The 26,593-nt window shown below is 62.8% G+C and carries 28 protein-coding genes, 1 tRNA gene and 1 pseudogene; 9 read left to right on the plus strand and 21 right to left on the minus strand.

The genetic code is table 11. The features are described from left to right. Positions 1-204: 204 nt before the first annotated feature. Positions 205-280 (minus strand) — tRNA-Lys (locus tag V8192_RS06720). 15 nt (positions 281-295) lie between these two features. Then, entirely contained in the window at positions 296-784 is a 489-nt protein-coding gene (gene folK / locus V8192_RS06725; RefSeq protein ID WP_341632317.1) for a 2-amino-4-hydroxy-6-hydroxymethyldihydropteridine diphosphokinase, read from the minus strand. A gap of 23 nt (positions 785-807) precedes the next feature. Here folK and V8192_RS06730 point away from each other — a divergent pair, with 23 nt between their 5' ends. Together V8192_RS06730 and V8192_RS06735 are read left to right on the plus strand one after the other, a co-directional pair. Next, positions 808-1,479 carry a uracil-DNA glycosylase gene (locus V8192_RS06730; protein ID WP_341632318.1) on the plus strand — a complete coding sequence of 224 codons (672 nt, stop codon included), beginning with the start codon at positions 808-810 and terminating at the stop codon, positions 1,477-1,479. Positions 1,480-1,496: 17 nt separating this feature from the next. Beyond that, positions 1,497-1,955, plus strand: a complete 459-nt coding sequence (locus V8192_RS06735; RefSeq protein WP_341632319.1) for a nuclear transport factor 2 family protein — start codon at positions 1,497-1,499, stop codon at positions 1,953-1,955. Between the two features lie 82 nt (positions 1,956-2,037). Here the strand turns inward: V8192_RS06735 and aguB are convergent, their stop codons facing one another. The 11 genes from aguB to murI form a co-directional block, all read right to left on the minus strand. Further along, a complete protein-coding gene (gene aguB / locus V8192_RS06740; protein WP_341632320.1) occupies positions 2,038-2,889 on the minus strand; it encodes an N-carbamoylputrescine amidase in 852 nt (283 codons plus the stop codon). Further along, complete coding sequence (locus V8192_RS06745) at positions 2,886-3,869, minus strand: agmatine deiminase family protein (RefSeq protein WP_341632321.1); 984 nt, start codon at positions 3,867-3,869, stop codon at positions 2,886-2,888. Before V8192_RS06745 ends, aguB begins: the two co-directional genes overlap by 4 nt. Before the next feature lie 162 nt (positions 3,870-4,031). Then, a complete protein-coding gene (rpsD, locus tag V8192_RS06750; RefSeq protein ID WP_341632322.1) occupies positions 4,032-4,646 on the minus strand; it encodes a 30S ribosomal protein S4 in 615 nt (204 codons plus the stop codon). Between the two features lie 250 nt (positions 4,647-4,896). Further along, entirely contained in the window at positions 4,897-5,061 is a 165-nt protein-coding gene (locus V8192_RS06755) for a hypothetical protein (RefSeq protein WP_341632323.1), read from the minus strand. 52 nt (positions 5,062-5,113) lie between these two features. Beyond that, positions 5,114-5,842, minus strand: a complete 729-nt coding sequence (locus V8192_RS06760) for an RNA methyltransferase (RefSeq protein ID WP_341632324.1) — start codon at positions 5,840-5,842, stop codon at positions 5,114-5,116. Continuing rightward, a complete protein-coding gene (gene nrdR / locus V8192_RS06765; protein ID WP_341632325.1) occupies positions 5,839-6,321 on the minus strand; it encodes a transcriptional regulator NrdR in 483 nt (160 codons plus the stop codon). The genes V8192_RS06760 and nrdR overlap by 4 nt, the downstream gene beginning before the upstream one ends. Before the next feature lie 3 nt (positions 6,322-6,324). Further along, complete coding sequence (glyA, locus tag V8192_RS06770; protein WP_341632326.1) at positions 6,325-7,644, minus strand: serine hydroxymethyltransferase; 1,320 nt, start codon at positions 7,642-7,644, stop codon at positions 6,325-6,327. Then, positions 7,644-8,090: a ribose 5-phosphate isomerase B gene (rpiB, locus tag V8192_RS06775; protein ID WP_341632327.1), complete on the minus strand. Its 447-nt coding sequence runs from the start codon at positions 8,088-8,090 to the stop codon at positions 7,644-7,646. Before rpiB ends, glyA begins: the two co-directional genes overlap by 1 nt. Before the next feature lie 158 nt (positions 8,091-8,248). Then, positions 8,249-9,040, minus strand: coding sequence for a hypothetical protein (locus V8192_RS06780; protein ID WP_341632328.1), 792 nt, complete (start codon positions 9,038-9,040; stop codon positions 8,249-8,251). Positions 9,041-9,042: 2 nt separating this feature from the next. Further along, a complete protein-coding gene (gene hemA, locus V8192_RS06785) occupies positions 9,043-10,254 on the minus strand; it encodes a 5-aminolevulinate synthase (RefSeq protein WP_341632329.1) in 1,212 nt (403 codons plus the stop codon). 74 nt (positions 10,255-10,328) lie between these two features. Next, positions 10,329-11,114, minus strand: a complete 786-nt coding sequence (gene murI / locus V8192_RS06790; protein WP_341632330.1) for a glutamate racemase — start codon at positions 11,112-11,114, stop codon at positions 10,329-10,331. Between the two features lie 72 nt (positions 11,115-11,186). On the opposite strand from murI, the gene plsY reads away from it, so the two are divergent. From plsY to V8192_RS06810, 4 genes are all read left to right on the plus strand, one after another. After that, entirely contained in the window at positions 11,187-11,777 is a 591-nt protein-coding gene (plsY, locus tag V8192_RS06795) for a glycerol-3-phosphate 1-O-acyltransferase PlsY (RefSeq protein ID WP_341632331.1), read from the plus strand. Between the two features lie 151 nt (positions 11,778-11,928). Beyond that, the gene (gene topA / locus V8192_RS06800; protein WP_341632332.1) at positions 11,929-14,400 is read left to right on the plus strand and encodes a type I DNA topoisomerase; all 2,472 of its coding nucleotides are present in this window, start codon (positions 11,929-11,931) and stop codon (positions 14,398-14,400) included. Continuing rightward, complete coding sequence (gene dut / locus V8192_RS06805; RefSeq protein WP_341632333.1) at positions 14,397-14,834, plus strand: dUTP diphosphatase; 438 nt, start codon at positions 14,397-14,399, stop codon at positions 14,832-14,834. Before topA ends, dut begins: the two co-directional genes overlap by 4 nt. Then, the gene (locus V8192_RS06810; RefSeq protein WP_341632334.1) at positions 14,831-15,577 is read left to right on the plus strand and encodes a HesA/MoeB/ThiF family protein; all 747 of its coding nucleotides are present in this window, start codon (positions 14,831-14,833) and stop codon (positions 15,575-15,577) included. The genes dut and V8192_RS06810 overlap by 4 nt, the downstream gene beginning before the upstream one ends. On the opposite strand, the gene V8192_RS06815 is transcribed toward V8192_RS06810, so the two are convergent. The 4 genes and pseudogenes from V8192_RS06815 to V8192_RS06830 form a co-directional block, all read right to left on the minus strand. After that, positions 15,574-16,005: a hypothetical protein gene (locus tag V8192_RS06815; protein WP_341632335.1), complete on the minus strand. Its 432-nt coding sequence runs from the start codon at positions 16,003-16,005 to the stop codon at positions 15,574-15,576. The genes V8192_RS06810 and V8192_RS06815 overlap by 4 nt on opposite strands. A gap of 56 nt (positions 16,006-16,061) precedes the next feature. After that, positions 16,062-17,248 (minus strand): annotated as a pseudogene (gene coaBC, locus V8192_RS06820) (bifunctional phosphopantothenoylcysteine decarboxylase/phosphopantothenate--cysteine ligase CoaBC). Positions 17,249-17,252: 4 nt separating this feature from the next. Further along, a complete protein-coding gene (ubiB, locus tag V8192_RS06825) occupies positions 17,253-18,785 on the minus strand; it encodes a 2-polyprenylphenol 6-hydroxylase (protein WP_341633304.1) in 1,533 nt (510 codons plus the stop codon). Next, positions 18,782-19,513: a class I SAM-dependent methyltransferase gene (locus tag V8192_RS06830; RefSeq protein WP_341632336.1), complete on the minus strand. Its 732-nt coding sequence runs from the start codon at positions 19,511-19,513 to the stop codon at positions 18,782-18,784. Before V8192_RS06830 ends, ubiB begins: the two co-directional genes overlap by 4 nt. Positions 19,514-19,563: 50 nt before the next feature. On the opposite strand from V8192_RS06830, the gene mutM reads away from it, so the two are divergent. The 3 genes from mutM to dnaA all read left to right on the plus strand — a co-directional run bounded on the left by mutM (position 19,564) and on the right by dnaA (position 22,498). Then, on the plus strand, positions 19,564-20,370 hold the full coding sequence (gene mutM, locus V8192_RS06835; RefSeq protein ID WP_341632337.1) for a bifunctional DNA-formamidopyrimidine glycosylase/DNA-(apurinic or apyrimidinic site) lyase: 807 nt from the start codon (positions 19,564-19,566) through the stop codon (positions 20,368-20,370). Positions 20,371-20,469: 99 nt separating this feature from the next. Next, the gene (rpsT, locus tag V8192_RS06840; protein WP_341633305.1) at positions 20,470-20,733 is read left to right on the plus strand and encodes a 30S ribosomal protein S20; all 264 of its coding nucleotides are present in this window, start codon (positions 20,470-20,472) and stop codon (positions 20,731-20,733) included. Positions 20,734-21,103: 370 nt separating this feature from the next. Continuing rightward, on the plus strand, positions 21,104-22,498 hold the full coding sequence (gene dnaA, locus V8192_RS06845; RefSeq protein ID WP_341632338.1) for a chromosomal replication initiator protein DnaA: 1,395 nt from the start codon (positions 21,104-21,106) through the stop codon (positions 22,496-22,498). A gap of 78 nt (positions 22,499-22,576) precedes the next feature. Here the strand turns inward: dnaA and V8192_RS06850 are convergent, their stop codons facing one another. The 4 genes from V8192_RS06850 to murJ all read right to left on the minus strand — a co-directional run bounded on the left by V8192_RS06850 (position 22,577) and on the right by murJ (position 26,593). Continuing rightward, positions 22,577-23,242, minus strand: a complete 666-nt coding sequence (locus tag V8192_RS06850) for a DUF4136 domain-containing protein (protein WP_341632339.1) — start codon at positions 23,240-23,242, stop codon at positions 22,577-22,579. Between the two features lie 114 nt (positions 23,243-23,356). After that, positions 23,357-23,950 carry an exopolysaccharide biosynthesis protein gene (locus tag V8192_RS06855; RefSeq protein ID WP_341632340.1) on the minus strand — a complete coding sequence of 198 codons (594 nt, stop codon included), beginning with the start codon at positions 23,948-23,950 and terminating at the stop codon, positions 23,357-23,359. A 49-nt stretch (positions 23,951-23,999) separates the two neighbouring features. Next, positions 24,000-25,007: a tryptophan--tRNA ligase gene (trpS, locus tag V8192_RS06860; RefSeq protein WP_341632341.1), complete on the minus strand. Its 1,008-nt coding sequence runs from the start codon at positions 25,005-25,007 to the stop codon at positions 24,000-24,002. Continuing rightward, the gene (gene murJ, locus V8192_RS06865; protein ID WP_341632342.1) at positions 25,004-26,593 is read right to left on the minus strand and encodes a murein biosynthesis integral membrane protein MurJ; all 1,590 of its coding nucleotides are present in this window, start codon (positions 26,591-26,593) and stop codon (positions 25,004-25,006) included. Before murJ ends, trpS begins: the two co-directional genes overlap by 4 nt.

Here is a 26,593-nt window from a genome sequence, read left to right on the forward strand (position 1 = left end):
GTCACCCAGCGCTGGCCCGACGGGTTCGTCGATGCCGACAACAAGGGCGCCTTCCACATCCCAACCTTCGGCTGAGCCCGACCTCTCGGTCGCGAAGTCGCCGAGTCACTGCAAAAACAACCGAAAACGGCCGACGCTCTAAATCTTTCTGCCGCAAAATTTGGACAAAATTCGAGCAGCGCGACGCCAGCCGGTTGTTTCTATTGGTGAGCCCAGCTGGATTCGAACCAGCGACCTACTGATTAAAAGTCAGTTGCTCTACCGACTGAGCTATGGGCCCACCTAGGCGCCGCGGTTACCCTCGTGGGGCGCGGCGGGCAAGGCGGTGTTCAAGATGTCCGATCTTCAAGGCTCCGACGCGCCAGGCTGGGGCAATGAGGGCGAGTGGCTGGAGGACGAAGCTGCGTTCCGCCAGCCGGCGGTGCGGAACTGTAAGCTGTCGCGAGCGAAAGCGTCCACCGCTCCAGAGGGCGAGATCGAGGTCGAGCACGCGGGATGCCCAGCGTTTGCCCGGACGCCTGCCGAATTCGCGCTCGATGCTCTTGAGGCGACGGAGCATCTCGAGAGGGTCGAGCTTGCTCTCGACGATCGCGACCGCATTGGCGAAATCACGACCCGCCCCGCCATGCGCGGCATTGAGCAGTATCGGCGATGCGTCAAACAACCCGAATTCCTGGTCGAGATGCGCAATCGCTGCCTCGACCACGCCGGCAGGACGTCCATAGCTGCCATGCGGCCGGTTTGAACCGACCGCGATCGCGTAGAGGTGCGTTGCGTCCGTCACGGCTGCTCGCCTAGGTCAGCATTATGGAGTTCGCCAGTCCTGCCGATGTCTCGCCAATTCCCGAGGCCGAAGCGCCCCGCAATTGCCCGCTGTGCCCACGGCTGGTGAGATTTCGCGAGGAGTGCCGCGACCAGCATCCCGGCTGGTGGAACGCTCCCGTTCCCGCGTTCGGCGACCGTGCTGCGTGGCTCGCCATCGTCGGCCTTGCGCCCGGCAAACATGGTGCGAACCGCACCGGAAGGCCTTTTACCGGCGATTTTGCAGGCGAACTGCTCTACGCGACCCTTCTGAAGTTCGGTTTGGCGACGGGCGAATATCGCGCTGATCCCGGCGACGGACTTCGCCTCGAGGGCGCAGTCATCCTCAATGCGGTCAAGTGCCTCCCTCCGGAAAACAAGCCGGAGCTAAGCGAAATCGCGACCTGCAGAAATTATTTCGAGGCGGCGCTGGCAAAATTGCCGGGCGTTCGCGTGCTGGTCGCTCTGGGGCAAATTGCCCATGTCGCAGCGGCAAGAGCGCTTTGTCTAAGGCCCGCCGCGGCGAAATTCGGTCATGGCGCCGAAGCGAAGGCGTCCGACGGCCGGATTCTCCTGTCGAGCTATCACTGCTCGCGCTACAATCAGAATACGGGCCGGCTCGATCGAGCGATGTTCGAGAGCGTGTTCGAAAGGGCGATCAGGCTCCGTCCGGACTGATTTGGGGGGAGAGTTGCATGAGAACCGGCTACGCCTCGATCGGCTTGGTCCTTCTTGGTGCCGCTGCACCGGCATCCGCGGCCTGCACGGGCGAAGGACGGCACGATCCGATGGCGCTTCGACAAATCTGCGACATGGAAAAGGCCTGGGGACAATCTCTGGTGAAGGGCGATCCCGCGGTTGCACGCAGGATCCTTGCCGACGACTTCCTCGGCGTCGACACGAAGGGCAAGCTCTCTAGAAAGGCCGATGAGATTGCCGATGTGCCCCGTGTCGCCCAGCATATGGCGGCCGACACCATGAACGATGTCATCGTCCGCTTTTACGGCGACACCGCGCTCGCCCAGGGTAGCGACAGCTGGATTGGCAAGGATGGTTCCAAAGGCCGGTTCGTATGGACCGACACGTGGCTCAAGCGGACCGGCGAGTGGCGGATCGTCGCGGCGGAGGATCTAATTCCACCCGAAGGCAAGTAATCCCGGGCGAACCGGAGAGCCTGCACGTCCATGAGCGCCCCAAGGTGCGCACCTGCGTCATTTCCTGCGGAGCGCGCCCCGCCTAGACGTCCTCGACGAGCCTTCCGTAAAGCTCTGGCCGGCGATCGCGGAAGAAACCGAACGCGGCCCTGTGCCTCTTCGCCTCGGCAAGATCGAGTGTAGCAACCAGGACCCCTGTTTCCTCCGCTTTGAATTCGGCAAGGATATCGCCGCGCTGGTCGCAAATGAAGCTGTGGCCGTAGAAGCGTTGACCATGCTCCGTACCGATGCGGTTTGCGGCCACCACCGGCACGACATTTGAAACTGCATGACCGATCATGGCCCGCCGCCAGAGCCGGGACGTGTCGAGATCGGGGTCGTGCGGTTCGGACCCGATCGCGGTCGGATAGAAGAGCACCTCGGCACCCATGAGCATCATCGCGCGCGCCGTCTCCGGATACCACTGGTCCCAGCAGACACCGACGCCGAGGGTCGAATGATCCGGCCCTGCCCACACCTTGAAGCCCGTATTGCCCGGGCGGAAATAGAATTTTTCCTCGTAGCCCGGGCCATCGGGGATGTGGCTCTTTCGATAGACTCCCGCGACCTTGCCGTCGGGGCCAATCATGGCGAGCGAGTTGTAGTGATGCGGTCCCTCGGCCTCGAAAAAGCTGGTCGGAATCCAGACCTCAAGTTCCTTTGCAACTTCCTGCATCGCGCGCACCGAGGGGTGGTCGGCAGTGGGTTTCGCCGTTGCAAAAAGGCTTTCGTCTTCGACGCGGCAAAAATAAGGCCCCTCGAAGAGTTCGGGCGGAAGGATCACGCGGGCCCCCCGGCCGGCCGCTTCGCGCACAAGGTCGCTGACCGCCCGAATGTTCGCGTCCGTATCCTCGGTAAAAGAGAGCTGCAGCGCCGCGACGGTGAGCTTGTTCATTGTGGAACCTGTTGGGAGATGCAGTGGAAGCTTCCACCGCCGGTCAGGATGTGGTCGGCGCGCAGGCCAATTGCAATGCGGTCGGGGAACAGGGCCTGTACCACCTCGACGGCGCCCCTGTCATTGGCCGCTCCATATTGAGGCACCACGACGGCGGCGTTGCCGATGTAGAAGTTCATGTAGCTCGCCGGGATGATGTCATCCTCCTCATTCGTGACGCGTCCTGGCGAGGGCAGGGTGACAATGTCGAGATGCGCGTCACCGAGGCGCCGTGCTGCATCCTTGTAAACGGCTTCGTTCGGATCATCACCGGCGCAGGTCGGGATGGCAACTCTGCCGGGGGCAACGAACCGGGCGAGATTGTCGATGTGGCCATCGGTGTGATCGTTCATCAAGCCCGAGCCTAGCCAGACCACACGTTCGAAGCCGAGCTCTTCCAAGAGCCGTTTCTCGACCTCCTCGCGGGTAAGAACGTTGCGGTTAGGGTTGAGGAGGCATTGCTCGGTCGTGATGACGGTACCGGATCCATCGCCATCGATCGCCCCGCCCTCGAGGATCCATTCTGCCTTGGAGAACGGAAGGCCGGCGCGCTGTGCCAGGCGTTCGCCAATGTCTTGATCCCCTTCAAGGTCGTACTTCCCGCCCCAACCGTTGAAGCAGAAGCCCCGCGCCCTGCGACCATTGTCGCTGCCCAGAATGATTGGACCCGTATCACGCAGCCAGATGTCCCCGAACGGCTCGACGATCACTTCTGCAAAAGGACAGAGCTCGCGTGCGATCGCCGCTGCACCCTCATGCGCAGCAACTAGCCAGATCTTCTCTCCCTTGCCGCCGGCATGAACCGCTTGGGCAAATGCCGCGACTTCCCGTTCCGCCGGCTTGAGATCGCCGAGCCAAAGCTCCGGATCACTGGGAAAACCGATCCAGACCGCCTCGTGAGGCGCCCATTCTGGCAGCGGCGGGCGTGGGAGTTCCAACATGCGGGCGCGCGCTAACAGTCCGCTGCGCCAGCGCCAAGTCGCTCGCTTGTTTTCCATCGGACAGTTGCTCGATCACACGATCGGCCACTGACTGCAAAATGGGCGGCTCGGAATTGACCCGGCCGCCCATTTTGTCTTCCGTTGATGCGCGATTGAAAAATCTTAGCGCGAGTAAAACTCGATCACGAGGTTGGGCTCCATCCGCACCGGATAGGGAACCTCGTCGAGCTTCGGCACCCGGGTGAACGTGATCTTGGCGGTGCCGTCCGGAACAACATAGTCAGGGATGTCACGCTCGGCGAGGCTCTGGGCCTCGATCACCAGCGCCATTTCCTGCGCCTTGCTCCCAAGCTCGACCACGTCGCCGACGTTAACCCGGCGCGAGGCGATGTTGCACTTCACGCCGTTCACACGGATGTGGCCGTGGCTGACCAGCTGACGCGCCGCCCAGATCGTCGGCGCAAACTTTGCGCGATAGACGATCATGTCGAGGCGGCGTTCGAGAAGGCCGATGAGATTTTGCGAGGCGTCGCCCTTCATGGCGATTGCCTGCGTGTAGTTCTTCTTGAACTGCTTCTCGGTGATGTCGCCGTAATAGCCCTTGAGCTTCTGCTTGGCCCGCAGCTGAATGCCGTAGTCGCTGAGCTTGCTCTTGCGGCGCTGGCCATGCTGGCCGGGCCCATATTCGCGGCGGTTTACAGGGCTCTTGGGCCGTCCGAAGACGTTTTCGCCCATCCGGCGGTCGAGCTTGTATTTGGCGCTGGTGCGCTTCGTCACATCAATTCTCCAATTGCGTAGTCACAAGTTCCGGAGCCGCGCTGCCGTCGACTTGCTCGGGGCAGGGCCGCCGCTTCACCGGAGTGCGGGGCCAATTGCGAAGCGGCGCACCTAGGGGGCTGCCGCTTCAAGGTCAAGGTTTTCAAGGATTCAGCAAGGCGTGCGGCTCAGTAATCCGTGGCCTTGCCACTGATCCCCGAATGCGAACCACCCACGGCGCCCTGGCCGCGTTGCTGTAATTCCTGGGCGGTCAGGCAAACGCGGTGAACATATGCGAGCCGCTGTCCGCATCATCGACGCGGCAGGTCTTCTTTTCCTTCTTCGGTGCCTGCGCGGGAGCGCTCGGAGGGGCAACCGACGCTTGCTGGCCGGCGGCCGCCTGTGCTGAAACGAGCAAGAACGCTGCAACAAACATCAAGAACGCCTCGCAGGAATCCAATTTGAGTGAAACGACCCCGCTTGCGTGGTCAGTCCCGGCGACGAGCCGGGCCGACGAGTGCACGGATCACGCCTCTTATGGCCTTGATTTCACGCGATGACCATCCGGCTTTGGTGAAGATCGTCCGGAGCGTGTTCTTCGTCGCCTGCGTGCGCGAGGGAGGGCGGAAATAGCCCTTGGTGTCGAGTTCCTCGTTCAGCTGCGCGATGAGACCTTCAAGTTCAGCATGAGGTGCGCGGGGCTCGAGCTCCTTGGCCGTCGGCTGGACAAGAGAACTGCGCTTTGACCATTCATAGGCAAGGAGAATGACTGCCTGCGCAAGGTTGAGAGAACCAAATTCTGGATTGATTGGGACGGTGACGATCGCATTGGCAAGTGCAACATCCTCCGTCTCGAGGCCGGAGCGCTCGGGTCCGAAAAGTATCCCGCACCGTTGGCCAGAGGTGGTGATGCTGTCGGCCATTTCACCCGGTCCGGCGACCGGCATGACGAGGTCGCGTCGGCGCACGGTCGAAGCGAATATCAGCGAACAGTCGGCAACGGCCTCCTCGACCGTGGCGAAGAGCTGCGCCCGTTCGAGCACGATGTCCGCTCCGCTTGCGGCAGGTCCTGCTTCAGGATTGGGCCAGCCGTCGCGGGGAGCAACGAGCCGCATTTCGGTCAGCCCGAAGTTGAGCATGGCCCGAGCGGCCTTGCCGATGTTCTGGCCGAGCTGGGGACGCACGAGAATGATGATCGGCTTGGCAGGTTCGGTCACAGCAACTTGTCGTGCCCCGGCGGCGGGATCGCCTCCTTCTCGACGCGCTCGGCGATCTCGGCGAAGTCTCCCGGCTCGCTGAAGTCCTTATATATGCTCGCGAACCGGATGTAGGCGACATGATCGAGGGCCTTGAGGCCCGCCATCACAGCTTCCCCGATGCGCACCGAGGCCACTTCGTCGCCAAGGGTTTCCAGTTGCCGCTGCACGCCGCTGACGAGTCGGTCGATCCTGGTCGGATCGATATCGCGCTTGCGGCACGCGTGTCCTATCGCGCGGGCGAGCTTTTCGCGATCGAAGGATTCGCGTTTGCCGTCCTTCTTGATGACGGTGAGGTCACGAAGCTGAACGCGTTCGAACGTCGTGAAGCGGGCGCCGCACGCTTCGCACTGCCGCCGACGGCGGATCGCTGCGCCATCTTCGCTGGGCCGACTGTCTTTGACCTGGCTGTCCTCATGCGCACAGAAGGGGCAACGCATCCTTCAGCCTTGATAGATAGGAAAGCGCGCGCACAGCTCGCGCACGCGCTCGTTCACCGAGTGCTCGACCGCGCCGTTGCCCTCCGGACCACTCTGCTTGAGCCCGTCGAGCACGTCCGCCACCATCCCCGCGATGTCGCGAAACTCCAGTTCGCCGAAGCCGCGCGTCGTTCCGGCAGGCGACCCGACCCGGATGCCGCTGGTCTTAACGGGAGGCAGCGGATCGAAGGGAACGCCGTTCTTGTTGCAGGTGATGCCCGCGCGCTCGAGGCTTTCGTCCGCGTCCTTGCCCGTGAGACCCAGCGGCCTGAGGTCAACGAGCGCAAGATGCGTATCCGTCCCACCGGCGACAAGATCGGCGCCGCGGGCCTTAAGGCCGTTCGCCAAGGCCTTGGCATTGGCGATAACTGCCTTGGCGTAGGTCTTGAATTCCGGCTGGAGCGCTTCGCCAAAAGCGACCGCCTTGGCAGCGATCACGTGCATCAGCGGCCCGCCCTGAAGTCCGGGGAACACTGCTGAATTGATCTTCTTCGCAATATCCTCGTCATCCGTCAGCACCATACCGCCTCTGGGACCGCGCAGGGTCTTGTGCGTGGTCGTCGTCACCACGTGAGCGTGACCGAAGGGAGAGGGGTGCTCGCCCGCCGCGACGAGTCCTGCGAAATGAGCCATGTCGACCAGGAACAGGGCCCCGACCTCGTCGCAGATCGAGCGAAAGCGTGCGAAATCGAAATGACGCGGGTAGGCAGACCCGCCGGCGATGATCAGCCTTGGTCGATGCTCCCTCGCCAACCGCTCGACCTCGTCGAAATCGACGAGTTGATCGTCCTTGCGAACGCCATATTGAACGGCGTTGAACCATTTGCCCGACTGCGCGGGAGGAGCGCCGTGCGTCAGGTGACCTCCGGCTGCGAGGCTGAGCCCCATGATCGTGTCGCCGGGCTTCAGGAGCGCCATCATTACAGCCCCGTTGGCCTGTGCGCCTGAATGCGGCTGCACGTTGGCGAACTGGCAGCCAAAAAGCTTCTTGGCGCGCTCGATCGCGAGCGTCTCAACGGCGTCGGAAGGGGCGCACCCCTGGTAGTAACGACGGCCGGGATAGCCTTCCGCATATTTGTTGGTGAGGACCGAGCCCTGTGCTTCGAGCACGGCCTTGCTCACGATATTCTCCGAAGCAATCAGCTCGATCTGGGTCTGCTCGCGGCGAAGCTCGTCACGGACCGCGTCCTCGACGGCAGGGTCGATTTCGGAAAGTCCGCTGGTGAAAAAGCCGTGCGGCACCCGGTAACTGGCGTTGGCGTCGAGCTCTGCGGCGGTGGCCATCAATCGCTGTCCTGCAGTTCGTGTGAAAGTTGATCGACGCGGCGCTGGTGGCGCCCGCCGGCGAAATCGGTACCCAGAAACGCGGTGACGCAGGCCTTAGCCATGTCGGTGCCGATGAGGCGGCCGCCAAGCGCGAGGACGTTGGCGTCATTGTGCTCGCGGGCAAGCTGGGCCGAGAGCGGGTCGTCGACCCGCGCGCAGCGGCAGCGCAAGTTGCGATTGACTGCAATCGAGATGCCGATCCCCGAGCCGCAAACGGCAATCCCGCGTTCTGCTTTCCCCCGCGCGACGACGGAGGCAAGCTTTGCTCCATATTCCGGGTAATCGACACTTTCAGGGCCATTGGTTCCAAGGTCCGTCACCTCGTGGCCTTGCTCGCGCAACCACACGACGAGTTCATCCTTGAGCCGATAGCCGGCATGGTCGGCAGCAAGGGCAATGCGCATAATGCCTGACTAGGGCAGCCGGCGAGGATTCGCCAGTGTTTGGCGCCCGCCCGAGGGGCCGAACCAAGATTATCTCCGCTGGTCCTTGAGACGGGGGCCTCATCGACGGGGGCTTCTGCAAGAACCAAGTCGCGCGGCTGCGCGCTCGTTGCCGCGGCTCAGCGCTCGGGGTGAAGACCCAGTGACAGCAGTGCGCGGCGCGCTCGGCGATAGAGGAGGCCCTTGAGCCCTTCCGCGACATAATAAGTGACCATCATCGTTACCCGCTCGCCATCCGCTTTCTTCGTTTGCGCCGCGCTGTGCCAGCTTTTCGTGAGCGCTACCGGGAAGGCATAGCCGGTCGAGGGCATGAACGGCATTTGCGTCGTCTTCTTGGCTCCGGCGCCCTTGTCGCTTTCGTGAAAGATCGTGCCGATATGCCGTTGGGAATCGTCGGCAGGCAGGTAGAACTGCACTGTGATTGCCTTTTTTCCGACGTCGCTGTGGATCGAAATCTTGTAGCCCGGCTGATCTCTGAGCAGGATCGGCACTGGATATAATCCAACCTTCTCGGCTGGCTTCCCAAACCGTTGCTCGAGCGCCGATCGGAACTTGCGCTTGAAGGCGTTTTCGAGTTCTCGCGAGCACAGCGCCCGGGCAACCGGCGTCCATATCGCGCGAAGGTTTGCGGGCAGGCGCCAAAGGAGCTCAGGATAGAGATACATCCTGAGACGGGTGCTGGTGCCATCCTTGCGGACCGCGTCCCTGTGCTTGAGGTCGTGGTAGAAGCGGCGGTCCGGCATGGCGGCGAGGAGCGCTGCATAGGTCTCGGGGTCGAGCAGCTGCTCGATGTAGATATGGTCGAACGGCTTGTGCCGGAGTTCCGATCGCTCGACTGCGGTGACGAGCTGCGTTTCGATGGAAGGATGCGCCGGATCGGTGCCACGCCGGACAACCGTTTCCTTGTTCATGGCTAGGCCGCTCTCCGCAGCTCCAGGCGGCTCCAGATCTCGGCGAGAGCTTCGACGAGCGTGTCCATCATCTCGGCTGAATGCTGGGGGCCGGGCGTGAAGCGGAGGCGTTCGGTGCCGCGCGGCACCGTCGGGAAATTGATCGGCTGAACGTAAAGCCCGTACTCGGCAAGCAGGATGTCGCTGATCTTCTTTGCCTTGATCGGACAGCCGACCAGCAGCGGGATGATATGCGTCGTGCTCGGCAATGCAGGAAGGCCGGCCGCCGCGAACTTGGCCTTCAGCATCGCGGCCGCCTCCTGCTGGACCAGCCGCTCCTCGTTCGAGCCCCTAAGATGCCTGACGCTGGCGAGCGCGCCCGCGACCAGCACCGGCGAAAGGCTCGTCGTGAAGATGAAACCCGGCGCATAGGACCGGATGCAGTCAATGATCATCCGATCAGCAGCGATATAGCCGCCCATCACGCCGAATGCCTTGCCGAGGGTGCCCTCGATGATCGTGAGCCGGTGAGCAACCGCGTCGCGCTCGGAAATTCCGCCACCCTGGGGGCCGTACATCCCGACCGCATGGACCTCGTCGAGGTAGGTCAGCGCACCATATTTGTCAGCGAGGTCGCAGATCGCACCGATCGGCGCGATGTCGGCGTCCATCGAATAGACGCTCTCGAAGGCGATGAGTTTGGGCGTCTCCTGGCTCTCGGCCGCGAGCAGTTCCTCGAGATGCTCAAGATCGTTGTGACGGAAGACCCTCTTCTCGCAGCCGCTGCTCTTGATGCCGGCGATCATCGAGGCGTGGTTCAATTCATCCGAGAAGATCACGCAGCCAGGCAAGAGCCGCCCGAGGGTCGAAAGCGCAGCTTCATTGGAAACGTATCCGCTCGTGAAGAGGAGCGCGCCTTCCTTGCCGTGAAGGCTTGCGAGCTCCGCTTCGAGCTTGGTGTGATAATGGGTGTTTCCGCTGATGTTGCGGGTGCCGCCAGAGCCGGCGCCGACTTCGTGGAGCGCCTTTTCCATCGCCTCGACCACGGCCGGATGCTGGCCCATGCCGAGATAATCGTTGGAGCACCAGACAGTGATCGGCTTTGGCCCATTGCCGCCGAAGCAATGGGCATTTGGGAAATTCCCCTTGGATCTCAGGATGTCGATGAACACGCGATAGCGGCCCTCGTCGTGAAGGCGCTCGATCGCGGACTTGAAGATGCGCTCGTAATCCAAATGCCCGTACTCGCTCGATGCCGCCCTTAGCTTCGGCTCTTAGAGATTTCCACTCAGAAACGGTTTCAATTTTTTCAGAATAGCTGGATGTCCTCAATGCCAAAAGAGGCGAGCGCTTCGGGGGAGGGGCGCCGCGCCGGCGATGTGAATAGCATGAGGCCGCTCGGCTTGGGTGGCCAGGACTGATCCCGAGTGAGATGAGCGATCCGCCGCGCGATGCCTTCGCCTCCGTGAATGTAGGCTATTCCAGGAAAGGCGCTGCGCAGCTCGTCCTCGAGGAGTGGGAAGTGTGTGCAGGCAAGGACAATTGTGTCGATACGCTCACCGCCTCGAGCCTCGAACAGCGGTTGCACGGCGAGGCGCACGGCACCGGCAGGGACATCTTCGCCGCGAAGCTTCCTTTCTGCAAGTTCAACCAGTTCGGGCGAACCATGACGAATGAGTGTGCAGTCAGCTGCAAATCTCGCCGCGAGATCGTCGACATATGGCTGGCGAACGGTCGCTTCGGTGCCAAGGACGCCGATGAACCGGCTCTTGGAAATCTCGGCCGCGGGCTTGATGGCCGGCACTGTTCCCACCACCGGTAGTTCCAGGGCCGAGCGGACGTGCTCCAGCGCAATGGTGCTCGCGGTATTGCAGGCGATCACCGCTATGCGGGGACGGAAGCGCTCTACGAGCCGTCCGAGGAGGGCCGGGACCCGGCTCGCGATCTCGGCTTCGCTGCGTTTGCCATAGGGAAAGCCGGCGCTGTCGGCCGCGTAGACGATCGGCGCATTGGGCAGAAGCGCGCGCGTTGGTGCGAGCACCGACAAACCGCCAACGCCGGAGTCGAAGAACAGGATCGGAGCCGATGGGTCCACGCGGGACTTTGTGGCGTGGCATGCGGTGAGCTGCAAGTTGCACCCGCGTTCCGGTTTGCTACCAACCGGTTCATGTCCCGCGAAACTCTCGTCGCCCTGGCGATCGGCTATCTTATGGGTTCGATCCCATTTGGTCTGCTTTTGACGCGCATCGCGGGAAAAGGAGACATTCGCGACATCGGCTCCGGCAATATCGGTGCAACCAACGTCCTGAGGACCGGAAGCAAGATACTCGCGGTCCTGACGATGGTGCTTGACTGCCTGAAGGCAACCGCGGCGATCCTCATCGCGCAGCGATTTATTGCTCCTGAGGCGGGGCCCGCCGCAGCAGCCGGCGCCCTAGTTGGCCACCTTTATCCCGTCTGGCTCAAGTTTCGCGGCGGGAAAGGGGTCGCGACCTTCTTCGGCGTGCTCATTGTCTTGCTTCCGATCGCCGCCGCCGCCTACGCCCTCATCTGGATTGTCGTGCTGCTGACGCTTCGATTCTCTTCCGTCGCAGGAATGAGCGCAGCGATCAGCGCCCCCATCAGCGCACTCATGCTTCATTCGAGCCTGGCGTCCATGCTTTTCGCCTTCGCGGTGCTGGTGCTCTGGAAGCATCGTCAGAACATCGTCCGTCTGAAGAGAGGGACTGAACCGCGCATTGGTAATGCGCTAGCGTGACCCACCCTTCATTGGTGGGAGAGCTTCGGATCCTCGTCCTGTTCCGGCAGTTTTACACGGCTCCGTCCGCCAGGAGACACGGCGGCGCCAGTTGACGCCCGGCCAAGCGGCCCATCACCATCGCGCGTACGTACGTAAAGAAAGACATTCGTTGAAACTCGTTGTCGTCGAATCGCCGGCCAAGGCGAAAACCATCGAAAAATATCTGGGAAGCGGTCACCGGGTGCTCGCGTCCTTCGGGCACGTGCGCGACCTTCCGGCCAAGGACGGCTCGGTTGATCCCGACCGGGAATTTCACATGGAATGGCAGGTCTCTCCCGACCGGTCGAAGCAATTGCGGGCGATTGCGGAAGAGGCGAAGAAAGCCGACACGCTCATTCTTGCGACCGACCCGGACCGTGAAGGCGAGGCGATCAGCTGGCACGTCCAGGAAGTGCTTCGCGAGAAGAAGGCTTTGCCCGCCAACGTCCAGCGCGTGACCTTCAACGCAATCACCAATTCTGCGGTCACCGAGGCAATGCAGAAGCCGCGCGGGCTCGATGAGGACCTGATCGACGCCTACAGGGCCCGGCGCGCCCTTGATTACCTGGTCGGCTTCACGCTTTCGCCGATTCTCTGGCGCAAGCTCCCCGGAGCCAAGTCTGCGGGCCGCGTGCAGTCTGTCGCTCTCCGGCTGATCGTCGACCGCGAGCGCGAGATCGAGCTCTTCAATTCCCAGGAATATTGGCAGGTGAGCGCGGCCTTCGAAACCGACGGGCAGCGCTTTACCGCGCGCCTTGTCGAACTCGACGGCAAGAAGATCGAGCGGCTTACGATCGGTACGCGGGGCGATGCCGAGGCCGCCAAGGCAATCGTCGAAGCGGGGCGCTTCACGGTCTCCTCGGTTGAGACCAAGCCTTTCTCGAAGAACCCGCCGCCGCCCTTCACTACCTCGACGCTCCAGCAGGAGGCTGCAAGAAAACTGGGCTTCTCCGCGAGCCACACCATGCGTGTCGCCCAGTCGCTCTACGAGGACGGGCTGATCACCTATATGCGTACCGACGGCGTCGACATGGCGCCCGAGGCGGTAAGCGCTGCGCGACGGGCGATCACAAGCCGCTACGACGCAGGTTTCGTGCCGGATCGCCCGCGTCAGTATACGAGCAAGATCAAGAACGCCCAGGAAGCTCACGAGGCCGTTCGACCGACCGATTTCGATCGCCCGCGCGCCGCCTCGGGCGATCACGCACGGCTTTATGAGCTCATCTACAACCGTGCTCTTGCGAGCCAGATGTCGTCCGCGCGGCTGGAACGAACGACAGTTGAGCTGGCCCATGGCGCCGGTAGGGCGGTGCTTCGCGCATCCGGACAGGTCGTGCTCTTTGCCGGCTATCTTGCCCTCTACGAGGAAGGACGAGACGAAAAAGCCGAGGATGAGGAGGGCGCGCGCATGCCGGCGTTGCGCGAGGGCGATGCTCCCCTGATGACGGGCGTCGATGCCACTCAGCATTTCACGCAGCCGCCGCCTCGCTATTCCGAGGCGAGCCTCGTCAAGCGGCTGGAGGAACTCGGAATCGGGCGGCCGTCGACCTATGCAGCGACGCTTCAGACGCTCAAGGACCGCGAGTACGTCCGCGTGGAAAAAGGGCGTTTCGTGCCCGAGGAGAGCGGCAGGCTCGTCACGGCTTTTCTCGAGCGCTTCTTCGAGCGCTACGTCAGCTACGACTATACGGCAGAACTCGAGGAGGAGCTTGACGACGTTTCGGGCGGACGCCTCGACTGGCACAGGCTGCTCGAAGACTTCTGGCGGGACTTCAAGCCCAAGGCGGGCGAGGTCATGGACCAGAAGCCAAGCGAGATCACCCAGGCTCTGGACCAGTTTCTTGCTCCATGGCTCTACCCGCCGCGTGCGGACGGCAGTGACCCCCGGGTCTGCCCGCAGTGCGGAAACGGCAGGCTTTCACTTCGCGGCGGCCGGTTCGGAGCATTTGTCGCCTGCTCCAATTATCCGGACTGCCGCTACACCCAGAAGTTCGGCCAGGGCGGCGAGCAGACACAGAATGAGGGCCCGACCGACCTCGGCGCGGGAATTGCGCTCAAAAGCGGTCGTTTCGGACCCTATGTGGAACGAGAAGACAAGCGGGCATCAATCCCCAAGGACGTGCCGCTCGAGGACGTGACGAGCGAGCTTGCGGAGCGGCTTCTCTCGCTTCCCCGCGAAATCGGCACTCACCCGGAAACGGGCAAGCCGATCACCGCCTCCATAGGCCGCTACGGCCCCTATCTCGCTCACGACGGCAAATATGCAAAGCTTGGTTCGACGGCGGAGGTCTTCGACACCGGGATGAATGCCGCCGTCGCGAAGCTTGCCGACGCGGCCTCCGGGGGTGGACGCCAACGCGGAGGTTCACGCGAGCCGATCGCGGTGCTTGGCAAGCATCCCTCGAGCGGCGGCGACATTAAGGTGATGGCAGGACGTTACGGGCCCTATGTCACCGATGGGTCCACGAATGCCACTCTGCCCAAGGCCAGCGATCCAAAGTCGATGACCCTGGACGAAGCTGTTCGCCTCATCGACGAGCGCTCGGCAAAGGGTCCGCCCGTGAAGAAGGGTCGGCGAACGACACGGAAGAAGGCGAAATGATCGAGATCGAGCTGCGGCGCTTGCCGCATGGGGAGGGCCTTCCGCTTCCAAGCTACGCAACGGAAGGGGCGGCGGGCCTCGACGTCGTCGCTGCAGAGGATCTGACGCTTGTCCCGGGCCAAAGGCACGCCGTTGCAACAGGCTTCGCCATCGCGATCCCGACTGGCTACGAGGTCCAGGTACGCCCACGGTCCGGCCTTGCCCTCAAGCACGGCGTCACATGCTTAAATACGCCGGGCACGATCGACGAGGATTACCGCGGTGAGGTGAAGGTCATTCTTGCCAATCTCGGTAGCGAGCCTTTCAGTGTCCGCCGCGGCGAACGGATTGCTCAGCTCGTGCCCGGGCCCGTGTTCAAGGCGCAGTTTCGGGAGGTCGAAGCGCTGAGCGATACTCGGCGCGGCATCGGGGGCTTCGGGTCGACCGGGCAGTGAACCTTTCCGACGCCGAGCTCGAGCGATACGCGCGGCACATTGTCCTTCCGCAGATCGGCGGGACCGGCCAGCGCAAACTGAAGGCGGCCAGCATCTGCGTGGTTGGGGCCGGGGGGATCGGCAGTTCCGTCATTCCGGCCCTTGCGGGCGCCGGGGTGGGTCGATTGACGATCATCGATTCGGACGTCGTGGATCTCAGCAACCTTCATCGCCAGCCGCTCTTTCGCGAGCGGGACGCGGGTTATTCCAAAGCGGATCTCGCCCTTCAGTTCGTGCATCGCCTGAACCATTTCGTGAAGGCTACCCCGGTCCAGGAGCGCATCGGCCCCGACAATGCCGCAAGGCTCGTTGAAAGCCACGACCTGGTCATCGACGGCAGCGACAATTTCGCGACGCGGCTTGCCGTCAGCGATGCCTGCGTCGACCTGGGAATTCCCCTCGTGTCGGCTGCTGCCGTGCAGTTCCAGGGCCAGGTGGGCCTCTTTAGCCTTCGCCCCTGCTATCGCTGCTTCGTGGGGGACGCATTCGATGCCGAGGATTGTGACAATTGCGCGGAACTCGGGGTGCTGGGAGCGCTGACCGCGACGGTCGGAAGCTTCGCGGCACTTCTTGCGATCAATGCACTGACCGCGGTCGGCGATGACCAGACCGGCAAGCTTCATCTGTTCGACGGTGAACGGCTCGCCTGGAGGACGATTACCATCCCTGCGGACCAGAGCTGCCGGGCCTGCGGACGGCGCTAGGCCTCGATCGGGCTTTTTCCCTCGAAGCTGAAGCTGAACTTGCCCCGGTACCAGCCATAGGGATTTTTGCCCGTCGGGCGATAGTCGCCGCCCTCGAGCATCTCCAGGACCGTACCCCCGATGACGCTCTCGGCCTCAGCGCAGTTGAACTTTGGAATGACGATCCGGCGCAGGCTTCCGTCCTTGTCGTACTGGGCCGCAAAAGTCAGGTCGAAGTCGATGCGATTGGCCGCAAAACCCGGCAGCCGGCAGCGGCCTTCGGCAGCAATTTCGTAGAGTTTGGCCATCATGACCGAGTTCAGGTGGTCGTATCCTCGTGCGCTGAGGGCGGGGAGGTGGCTCCAGTCTCCGTTCGCGGATTCGACGCTCACCGCCTGGGGGCTTGCGGCCGTCAGTCCGATTGCTGCGAATAAAAGAAGATGTTTCATCTCGGCCCCTGAGGTTGAAGGCGCCGACAATTACTCTTGAACGGCATTGATGTCGATTAAGAAGCAGCTCGTTCCATGTCCGCAAGTTCGGCCGCCATCCGGTCGATTAACCTCAGGGCGACTTCCTTCTTGCTTCCTTCGGGCCAGTCTTCGACACCCTCGGCCGTGACGAGGTGAACCTGGTTTCTTTGTCCACCCATGACATCTCCCGAGACGTCGTTGGCGAGGATCCAGTCGGCCTTCTTGGCAGTGCGCTTCCTAATGGCGCGAGGGACGATATCGTCTGTTTCGGCGGCGAAGCCCACGAGCAGGCGAGGACGCATTCGGCTTGCGCCGAGCTCGGCAAGGATGTCGCGAGTGGGGAGGAAATGCAGCTGCGGCGGACCACGGCCCTTCTTCAGCTTGGTCGAAGAGGGCTCCACGCGCCAGTCGGCAACGGCGGCAACGAGGACCGCTCCGTCCGCCGGCAACGCCGAGAAGACCGCGTTGGCCATCTCTTCGGCGGTCTCGACATCGATGCGCTCGACCCCTCGCGGCGTTGGCAGTGCAACAGGTCCCGCCACCAGGGTGACCTTCGCTCCTGCGCCCGCTGCAGCCTCTGCAATCGCAAAGCCTTGCCGGCCCGAGGATCGGTTGGCGATCAGCCGTACGGGATCGATTGGCTCGTGTGTCGGGCCTGCAGTGACGAGGATGTGCTTGCCGGCCAGGGTCACTTTAAGAGTGCGGACAATTGATCGACGATCTCACGGGGTTCCGGCAGCCGGCCAGGTCCGAACTCCCCGCACGCCATCTCGCCCTCGGCCGGTTCGATCACGCGCACTCCGTCGGCTTTCACCTGGCCAAGGTTGCGCTGCGTCGCGGGGTGCAGCCACATGCGAACATTCATTGCCGGCGCGATCACCACGGGCTTGTCGGTCGCGAGCAGCAGGGTCGTCGCGAGGTCGTCGGCAATGCCTGCGGCCATTTTTGCGATGAGGTCTGCCGTGGCCGGGCAAACGAGCACGAAATCGGCTGACCGGCTCAGCTGGATGTGCCCGATCTCGATTTCGTCCTTAAGCTCCCAGAGCGACGTAAATACCTGGCTTTCAGCAAGGGTGCCGAGGCTCATAGCGGTGATGAAATGCTCGCCTCCCCTGGTGAGGATGGGCGTGACCGAGTGGCCGGACTTCTTCAACAGCCGAACCAGCTCGAGCGACTTATATGCCGCAATGCCGCCGCCGACGATGAGCAGGACCCGAGCCATGCGTCTACACTAGCATAAACAAGAGCAGGGCGCCGATGATCGCGCCGATGACCCCGGCCGCCGCAAAGCTCCACCAGTTGCGATGCTCGATGACGGCGATATCCGGAAGCGGCGGCGAAGGCGGCGCGGCTCCGCGGGGCGGGTAATATTGATCCAGCCGGTCAATCAGCTCCGGAAGCTTCTTCACCGCCCGCACGAGGTCAATGATGCGGTCGGCATAATAGGCCTCCGGGCCGAGTTCGGAGCGGATCCATTCCCCGATGAACGGCTCGGCGGTCTCCCACATGTTGATGTCGGGATCGAGCGCGGAGGCGACACCCTCGTTCATGACCATCGTCTTCTGGAGCAACAGAAGATGCGGCTGCGTCGGCATGTCGAAGTCCCGGGTGATCGAGAACAGGCTTTCGAGCATTCGGCCGATCGAAATGTTCTTCACCGGAAGTCCCCGAATGGGCTCGCCGGCAGCGCGAAGCGCGGTTGCGAATTCCTGCACGTTGTGGTGCGCGGGAACATATTGTGCCTCGAAGTGAATCTCGGCAACGCGCCGGTAATTGCCGGTGATGAGGCCGTAGAGAATCTCGGCGAGCCAGATGCGAGCCCTCCTGTCGATCCGGCCCATGATGCCGAAATCGATAGCCGCGATTCTCCCGTCCGACAGGGCGAATAAATTTCCGTGATGAAGGTCGGCATGAAAGAAGCCGTCGACGACGGCCTGGCGCAGAAACGCACGAACGAGCGTCTGCGCGAGCTTTCCGCAATCGTGTTTCGCAGCGATCAGGGCATCCCGGTCGTTGAGCTTGATGCCGTCGAGCCATTCGAGCGTCAGAACCCGCCGTGCCGTGCGGCGCCAGTCGATCTCGGGGACGTAATAGCCGGGTTCGGCGACCATGTTTTCCCTCAGTTCGGAAGCCGATGCCGCTTCCCGCTGGAGATCAAGTTCGCGCGCCGTCCACTGCCGGAAGTGGGCGACGACGAGACGCGGACGAAGGCGTTCGGCTTCGCCGCCATAGCGTTCAACGTGCGCGGCGGCCCATTCGTAGGTCTCGATGGCCCTCGCGAATTCCTCCTCGATTCCCGGGCGCAGGACCTTGACCGCCACTTCACGGCCCTCGGTCGTGATCGCATGGTGCACCTGGGCGATGGAGGCTGCGCCGACCGGTTCCTCATCGAATCGCGAGAAGAGCGTCTCGAGCGGCGCGTTGAAGGACGCCTCGATGGTCTGCTTGATTGCGAGAAAAGGGGCGGGGGGAAGGTCGTCCTGGAGCTGCGAGAGGTTGGCTGCCGCCCGCTCCCCGACGAGGTCCGGCCGCGTCGACAGCGCCTGACCAAGCTTGACCGCAGCAGGGCCGATCGCGACGAGGGCCTCGGCATATTCGGGGTGGGGCGGTATCCGGGCGCCAAAGCGCGCGATCCGCGCGAGGCGTCGGACCGGCGCCGGCGTCAACGGGTCTTCCTCGATCCCGCGCAGCGCACCATGCCTGGCGAGGGTTCGGCCCCACTTCAGCAAACGCCACAAATGGGTGACGCTGGTGGTCAAATCTTCCAACCCGAATGGATGGTGACCAGTCCGCCGAGCATGGGTTCTGAAGCAGCCCGAACGAAGCCTGCGTCGATCACCATAGCCTTGAAGGCAGTGGGTCTGGGAAATCGGCGGATGCTTTCGACGAGATAGCGGTAGCTCTCCTCGTCATGGGCGACGAGCTTGCCTACGCGCGGGATCACCTTGGAGGCGTAGGTCTCGTAGAGGTTTGCGAAGCCGGGCCAGTCGCTTGAGGAGAATTCCATGCAGTAGAAACGGCCTCCGCGCTTCAGAACGCGATGCGCCTCCCTGAGCGCTGCCTGGATGTCAGACACGTTCCGAATGCCGAATACGATCGTGTAGGCGTCGAAGCTCGCGTCGGGAAAACTCAGGCTTTCCGCATTTTCGATCTTCCACGAAAGGCCGGTGAGATTCCGACGCCGGGCGCTGTCCCTCCCGACCTCGAGCATGTCTGCATTGATGTCGGCGACCATCACCTGTGCACCGCGACGGGCCAGCCGAAAGGCGACGTCGCCGGTGCCCCCTGCCATGTCGAGTATCTTTTCGCCTGCGCGCGGCTTTACGCGCACAACGAAACGGTCCTTCCAAAGCCGGTGCATTCCGCCAGACATGAGGTCGTTCATCAGGTCGTAGCGTCGCGCTACCGAACTGAAGACCGCACCGACGCGACGCGTCTTTTCCTCGGGGGTTACGAGCTCGTCGCCGAAATTGACCTGTTTCGTCATGGGTGTGCGCCTCTAGCGGGGTTGCCGCGCCTTCGCCATATCGCGTGGCAATGCCAGAGCTACCCGAAGTCGAGACGACCGTGCGCGGCCTTGCTCATGTTCTCAAGGGCCGCCGCATCGCGCGGATCGAGGCGCGCAGGCCCGATTTGCGGCGAGCCCTGCCGATGGACCTGGGTCAGCGGCTCGTCGGAGCCCGCGTGACCGCCCTTTGCCGCCGCGCTAAATATGGTCTTATCGAAACTGATCGCGGTGACATTCTCGTCTTCCACCTTGGAATGTCGGGGCACTGGCGGATCGACCCCGGCGAAACGGCCAAGCACGATCATCTTATCATCGAGACGGACGAGGGCAGAAGGCTCGCGCTGAACGATCCCCGTCGTTTCGGTTCGCTCGACCTATTGCGAAAGGACGAGCTCGCTGCTTGGCCGCCGTTCAGGGCGCTGGGCCCGGAGCCCCTCGACCTTCGCGCGAGCGAGCTGAAGCGGCGCCTTGCCGGAAGGACTGCCGCGATCAAACTTGCCCTTCTTGACCAGGGCATCGTTGCTGGGCTTGGCAATATCTACGTTTGCGAAGCCCTGTACCGCGCAGGCATTCATCCGCGGCGTCCAGCCGGCTCTGTTTCGCTCAAGCGTCTCGAGCGCCTAGTCCCTGCTATCCAGGACGTGCTTGCAGAGGCCATTGCCGCAGGAGGATCGAGCCTCCGCGATTTCGTGGCTCCTGGCGGAGAGCTGGGATATTTCTCCAAATCATTTGCGGTCTATGATCGCGAGGGCGAGGCTTGCGCACGCGGGGGCACGGTGAAGCGAATCGTGCAGGGCGGCCGCTCGACATTCTACTGCCCCAAATGCCAGCATTGACCTTTGGGGCCTCTCTGAGTAGGGGAACGCCCGCGTCGGCGCAGCCGTTTGGCTTTGCGCCGCTTTTTCATTGAGCCGCACGAAAAACGAGGAACTTTCATGGCGAATACGCCGCAGGCCAAAAAGCGCATCCGCCGCAACGCGACGCGCCAGACGATCAACCATTCGCGGGTGAGCCGCATCCGGACCTTCATCAAGGCCGTCGAGTCGGCGATCGCGTCGGGGAAGAAGTCGGAAGCAGCTGAAGCGCTGAAGGCCGTTCAGCCCGAGATCGCCCGTGGTGTGGCGCGCGGTGTTATCCACAAGAACACGGCAGCGCGCAAATTTTCGCGCCTTTCAAAGCGGGTTGCGTCGCTCGGCTAAAAAACCATCCGAGATGGGTGTTTCGGGGGCCGTCGGGAAACCGGCGGCCCGTCCCGTTTCTGGACTGCAAGAAAAATGCAGTAATTCCGGCGATTCGCGCGAGGGTTAACGTTTACGTAACCAAGAAAACGGCTGTTTTCAGCCATTTTCGCTAAGTTTCGGCCATAATCCTATGTCAAGCTGTATTATTTCACTTCTGTGAAAAAACGGCACTTGCAAGCAGCCGCTGACAATCTCAGAAAGGACTTTCCGGGCGCGAATCCGTGCCGGGGGCAAGAGAGAAGAGAGACCCAAGGCGCGCGACTCGGTCGGCACGCAGCGGGATCGCGTTGCCTCTTGCAGGGGACTTAGACGAGGGAGGCGCGGACCAGTGCAATCGGGCGGGGTAAGTACGTCACTTGAGCCGGCCGGGGCGCCCGTCGCAGCGCCGATCGAAGCGGCCTGGGAATCGATCCGCACAGGTCTTCGCCGCGATCTTGGAGCACGTACCTTCGATGGCTGGCTGAAGCCGGCCGAGCTCGGCGCGTTCGAACCCGACGGCGGCACGCTCGACATCGTCATGCCCAGCCAATTCATGGCAGACTGGGTTCGCTCGCATTTTGGAGAGCGGCTGACGCTCGCCTGGAAAACCGTCTTGCCGGTCGTTCGCGACGTTCGCGTCATCGCTGCTGCCGACGCGCCAAGGCCCGCGCCGCTGCTGATTCTCGAGGAAGCGCCGCCGCCCGCGGAACGGGATCCGAACGCTCCCAATTTCGATCCGCGCTACCGCTTCGAGACCTTTGTTGTCGGCAAGGCGAATGAAGTCGCCGCGACCGCTGCGCGGACACTTGCGACCTCGCCCACCGTCACGTTCAACCCGCTATTCATCCATGGCGGCACCGGGCGCGGCAAGACTCACCTGCTTCACGCGATTGGCCACGCCTTTCTTGCTCGCAATCGCGGCGCGCGCGTCGTTTCGATGTCGGCCGAGAAGTTCATGGTGGAGTTCATCCGCGCGCTCAAGGAGAACGACACGATCGGGTTCAAGCAGCGCCTGCGAAATGCGGACCTGCTGCTGATCGACGATGTCCAGTTCATCGCCGGCAAGGATTCGACACAGGAAGAATTCTTCCACACCATGAACGAGATCATCACTGCCGGCCGGCGGCTGGTGATCACGTCGGACCGTGCGCCTCAGGACCTTGACGGTATTGCGCCCCGCATCCTCTCGCGCCTGTCCTGGGGGCTCGTCGCGGACATCAACTCGGCCGACTACGAGCTCCGGTTCAACATCATCGTGTCCAAGCTCGAGGCGCTTCCCGGCGTGGAGATGCCGCGGCCGGTAATCGATTTTCTTGCAAGGCGCGTGACGAGCTCGATCCGCGAACTGGAAGGCGCGCTCAACCGCATCGGCGCCTACGCCATGATGACCGGCCGTCAGATCGACGTGGCGTTCGTCGAAGAGGTGCTAGCGAACGTTCTCCGGGCCAATCAGCGCCGGATCTCGATCGACGAGATCCAGACCCAGGTCGCCGAGCATTACCGGATTCGAAAGGCGGAGATGACCTCGGCCCGGCGGGCCCGCGAAGTCGCCCGCCCACGCCAGGTCGCGATGTACCTGTCGAAGCAGCTCACTCCCAAGTCGCTGCCCGATATCGGTCGGCGCTTCGGCGGGCGTGACCATACCACCGTGATCCACGCCGTCCGCCAGATCGAGAAACTGCGCGCAAGCGATGCCGAACTCGACGCGGATATCCGATTGTTGACGCGCCAGCTCGAAGGCTGACCACTAAGGCAAGGCTGATAGATAAAGGGCCCCCCAGATCGCTCCGGGAGGCCCTTTCTTTCTGAGGCCGCCGCAGACTTAGCTGCGCGGAACCTGACGGGTCGGAATGGTGATCTTCACCGTTTCGCCGCTGCGGCCGGGAAAGCCGGTGAACATCGCATCGACAAGACCCGGGATCACGACGTCGAGGCGGTCGGTCTCCGATCGCGCTTGGGCGCGGCCGTCGAACAGCGGAGCGTTGGTTCCGGCCTGCCGGATATGGAGGTCGATCTGGCTGTGATATTCGACGTAGCTGTCGATGCCGCTGCCATACCAGAACGGGTCGTTCCATCCCATGTAATAGCCGCCGCCCCAGCCCCAGCCGAAGCGCGGCCGGTAGAAGCCGCCCCAGGGCCCGAAACCGCCGTAGCCGAAGGGGCTATAGAAGGGGTCCTCGACGTAGCGGACCTGTCCGCGATCGACGCCATAGCCGAACTGGACGATCATGTTGGCGCTCTGGGCACTGTTTGCCGGCGTGTAGCCACGGGCCTGGAGCTGCTGCGCGACGAGGCCAGCGTAGCGCTGGAATTCCAGACCGCCATTGTTTGCCATGCCGCCTGCCGGCACGACGAAGAACGTCTGTCCCTGTGGCGCGGGCATCGCCTGATAGCGTGAGACGGTGGTGTTGATCTGTTCGGCGCAGGCTGAAAGCGCGAGGGCACCGATGCCGAGCGCAATCGCCGCTGCAAGTTTCCGGGTACGCATGCTGACTTCCCTTCGAGCGGGCGTGATTCTGTTGGTAAGAACGACATACTACGAACGGCGGTGAACGGTCGATGAAGCGTGGCGCTCCGCCGACGAGGCGTGGGCGACAGCTTGCTAGTGCCGCAACCACGAAGCCGCGTAGCTGAGGATGGCGACGCCCGATCCGATGATAAGGATGTCGACAATCACGCTCAGCACCGCCGCCACCGTCGCCACCATAACCAATGCTCCATCCCGGTAGATGAGAGCGAGGCCGAACAGGATGATCGCGGCCGCCGGTGCGACATGGAACAGCGGAATGGGAATTGCTGCAAGGAGCGCCAGGAGGAAGCAGACGACACCGATGAGCCGCGCTGCAACTCGTCCCGTCAGCCCTGGCAGACGCGGCTTGAAGATGCGTTCGACGCGTGCTTCGGCCCAGTCCATCTTGACGACGAGGCGAGCCAGCAGCTGGCGGCTTACACCGCGACGGTCGAGCCGGGCCGGAAACCAGGGGCTTGCTCGTCCGATGACCATCTGTGCGGAGACAATGAGGAGGGGGATTGCAAAGAAGACGCTGGTGCCGGGAGGCAGCGGCAGCACGTTGATGGCCGAGAAGATGAGCAGAAGTCCGCCCCAGGCGCGCCACTGCAGGCGGGCTGCAAGCTCGGAGAAGGACAGCCGTTCGGGCCCGGCCTCGGCGACAATGCTCTTGAGCTGCTCGGACAAGAGCAGGGGCAGCGGTTCAGCAGACTGGGCGTCAGTGGGCAAGGCGGAGCTATCTGGTAAGGCCAACGGCGACCTTCGCCGCGGCCAGCACCGGCGCTCCAAGAGCAGCTGCCCGCGCGGCCCCTTCTGCAAGTATGCGGTCTAGCTCCTCGGGATGCTGGCGCAGATCCTCGAGGCGCGAACGGATCGGTGCGATGAGCGCGATGACCGCGTCGGCCAGTGCCGGCTTGAACGCGCCAAATCCCTGGCCTGCAAACTGTGCGAGTACTTGCTCGATGCTCTGGTCTTTCACCGCTGCATAGATGCCGACGAGATTCTTTGCCTCGGGGCGGTTGTCCAGCAGCGCAGGATCTGCGGGCAGCGGATCGGGGTCGGTCTTCGCTTTCCGGATCTTCTGCGCGATTGCATCGTCGGTATCGGTGAGGTGGACCCTGCTCATTTCTGAAGGGTCGGTTTTCGACATCTTGGAGCGTCCGTCGCGCAGGCTCATCACCCGTGCAGCCGCGCCTCCACCGATATAGGGTTCGGGTGCAACGAACAGCTCGACGTCGAAGTCATTGTTGAACTTAAGCGCGATGTCGCGGGTCAGCTCTACGTGCTGCTTCTGGTCTTCTCCGACGGGAACATGGGAAGCGTTGTAAAGCAGGATGTCTGCGGCCTGTAGGACCGGGTAGGTAAACAGGCCGACGGACGAGCCTTCCTGGTTCTTGCCCGCCTTGTCCTTCCACTGCGTCATCCGGTTGAGCCAGCCCATACGGGCGGTGCCCTGGAGGATCCACGCAAGCTCGGAATGTGCAGGAATGGCGCTCTGCCGGAAGAGGGTCGACTTGGTAGGATCAATCCCGCTCGCAATCAGTGCTGCGGCCATTTCCCGGACGTTGGATCGCAGCTCGGAAGGGTCGACATCGACGGTGAGCGCATGAAGATCGGCGAGGAAATACAGGCATTCGGCCTCGTCCTGCATCCTTACCCAGCGAAGGATCGCGCCGAGCAGGTTACCGAGGTGAAGGCCACCGGTAGGCTGGATCCCGGAAACAACTCGCCTTGTGTCGGTCATGCCTGTCGTGCTCGCCGCTTAAGTAGGATTTTCACATCATCGAGCACGAAGGCGCCGGTCAAGAAGCATGCGACCGCATAGACTGCGACGCCTGCACTAACCAGCGCCGTCAGTGCCACATATCGTTCCCAGATGCGGCCGTTGAGCCAGGGGTCGAGCAACTGGTCCACGCCGTAGATTGCAACTCCCATCAGCAGCGCAGCGACGGCGAGACGCGGGAGGCGGCGCCTCAACTGGTCGTCCGGGACGAAATGTCCGCGCTTTGAAAGGGTCGCGTAAAGAAACCACACGTTGGTGGTGGAGGAGAGCGCAGTTGCAAGCGGCGGGCCGACATGGCCGTAGCCATAGCGCGCGAGAACCGGGATCAGGATGAGGTTGCCGACAAGGTTCACTGCGACGGACTGAACCGCGTATCGTACGGGCGTTTTCATGTCGTGCCTGGCGTAATAGCCGGGCGTCAGGACCTTCACGAGGACGTAAGAGGGCAGGCCGATCGAGAAGCCCGCGAGGGCCCATGAGCATTTGACCGTGTCCTCGGCCGTGAAGTGCCCATATTGAAAAAGGCCGCGGACAATCGGCTCGGCAGCGACGATCAGTGCGACCATCGCTGGCAGCGTCAGGAACAGGGCGAGTTCCATCCCGCGGTTCTGGGTGTCCATCGCCTTGGCATCCTCGCCCCCGCTCAGGAGCCGCGAGATCGTTGGAAGCAGGATCGTGCCGAGCCCGATGCCGATCATGCCGAGAGGAAGCTGGTTCACCCGGTCGGCGTAGTAGATGTAGGAAATCGAGCCTTCGCCCAGAAGATAGCCCGACAATGCGGTCGAAACGACGAGGTTCAGCTGTACTGCGCCGGCCCCGATCGCAGCCGGCAGGATCAGCTTCATGAGACGGCGCACCTCAGGATCGATGTGCGGCACCCGGGGCCGGAGGGACACTCCTGCAGCGCGGCAGGCGAAGAACAGCCAGGCGAGCTGAAGCACGCCGCCGACGGGGACCGCGATCGCCTGCACTCGCGCCGATTCTGCCGGCGTTCCGTGAAACACGAACAGGCCCACGATCATCGCGATGTTGAGAAGGATGGGGGCGGCTGCATTGACCCAGAATTTCTCAAGCGAATTGAGGATGCCCCCGAGGAGCGAAGCAAGGCAGATCAGCATCAGGTAGGGAATGGTGATCCGGCTGAGCGAAACCGCGAAGGCAAACTGCTCGTGTGTCGGATGCTGGCGGTGGAAACCGCCCGAAAGCAGCGCTGTCAGCGGCCACGCCGCGAGCAGCATCACCACCGTCATGCCCGCAAGGAAGGCAAAGAGCACCGATAACGCTCGCTCGGCGAACTCGAATGCGGCTGCACGCTCGCCGCCGCTCTCGGCAAGCTTGCGGTTGAACATCGGGATGAACGCCGAGGAAAATGCTCCTTCCGCGAAGAAGGCCCGAAACATGTTGGGCAGCCGGAAGGCGACAAGGAACGCGTCTGAGGCGAAATTTGCGCCGACGTAGCGGGCCTGCAGCGAATCGCGCACGAGCGCGAGAATCCGGCTGGCGAGCGTAAGTCCGCCGACGGATCCAAACGATCGCGCCAGGTTCAT

Source organism: Sphingomonas agri, from assembly GCF_038148795.1.
GTDB lineage: Bacteria > Pseudomonadota > Alphaproteobacteria > Sphingomonadales > Sphingomonadaceae > Sphingomicrobium > Sphingomicrobium agri.

Coding starts and splice junctions, on each gene's coding strand:
- V8192_RS06730 (WP_341632318.1), top strand. CDS start 808: ATGGAGTTCGCCAGTCCTGCCGATGTCTCGCCAATTCCCGAGGCCGAA.
- V8192_RS06735 (WP_341632319.1), top strand. CDS start 1,497: ATGAGAACCGGCTACGCCTCGATCGGCTTGGTCCTTCTTGGTGCCGCT.
- aguB (WP_341632320.1), bottom strand. CDS start 2,889: ATGAACAAGCTCACCGTCGCGGCGCTGCAGCTCTCTTTTACCGAGGAT.
- V8192_RS06745 (WP_341632321.1), bottom strand. CDS start 3,869: ATGTTGGAACTCCCACGCCCGCCGCTGCCAGAATGGGCGCCTCACGAG.
- V8192_RS06755 (WP_341632323.1), bottom strand. CDS start 5,061: ATGTTTGTTGCAGCGTTCTTGCTCGTTTCAGCACAGGCGGCCGCCGGC.
- nrdR (WP_341632325.1), bottom strand. CDS start 6,321: ATGCGTTGCCCCTTCTGTGCGCATGAGGACAGCCAGGTCAAAGACAGT.
- glyA (WP_341632326.1), bottom strand. CDS start 7,644: ATGGCCACCGCCGCAGAGCTCGACGCCAACGCCAGTTACCGGGTGCCG.
- rpiB (WP_341632327.1), bottom strand. CDS start 8,090: ATGCGCATTGCCCTTGCTGCCGACCATGCCGGCTATCGGCTCAAGGAT.
- V8192_RS06780 (WP_341632328.1), bottom strand. CDS start 9,040: ATGAACAAGGAAACGGTTGTCCGGCGTGGCACCGATCCGGCGCATCCT.
- plsY (WP_341632331.1), top strand. CDS start 11,187: ATGTCCCGCGAAACTCTCGTCGCCCTGGCGATCGGCTATCTTATGGGT.
- dut (WP_341632333.1), top strand. CDS start 14,397: ATGATCGAGATCGAGCTGCGGCGCTTGCCGCATGGGGAGGGCCTTCCG.
- V8192_RS06815 (WP_341632335.1), bottom strand. CDS start 16,005: ATGAAACATCTTCTTTTATTCGCAGCAATCGGACTGACGGCCGCAAGC.
- V8192_RS06830 (WP_341632336.1), bottom strand. CDS start 19,513: ATGACGAAACAGGTCAATTTCGGCGACGAGCTCGTAACCCCCGAGGAA.
- mutM (WP_341632337.1), top strand. CDS start 19,564: ATGCCAGAGCTACCCGAAGTCGAGACGACCGTGCGCGGCCTTGCTCAT.
- rpsT (WP_341633305.1), top strand. CDS start 20,470: ATGGCGAATACGCCGCAGGCCAAAAAGCGCATCCGCCGCAACGCGACG.
- V8192_RS06850 (WP_341632339.1), bottom strand. CDS start 23,242: ATGCGTACCCGGAAACTTGCAGCGGCGATTGCGCTCGGCATCGGTGCC.
- trpS (WP_341632341.1), bottom strand. CDS start 25,007: ATGACCGACACAAGGCGAGTTGTTTCCGGGATCCAGCCTACCGGTGGC.
- murJ (WP_341632342.1), bottom strand. CDS start 26,593: ATGAACCTGGCGCGATCGTTTGGATCCGTCGGCGGACTTACGCTCGCC.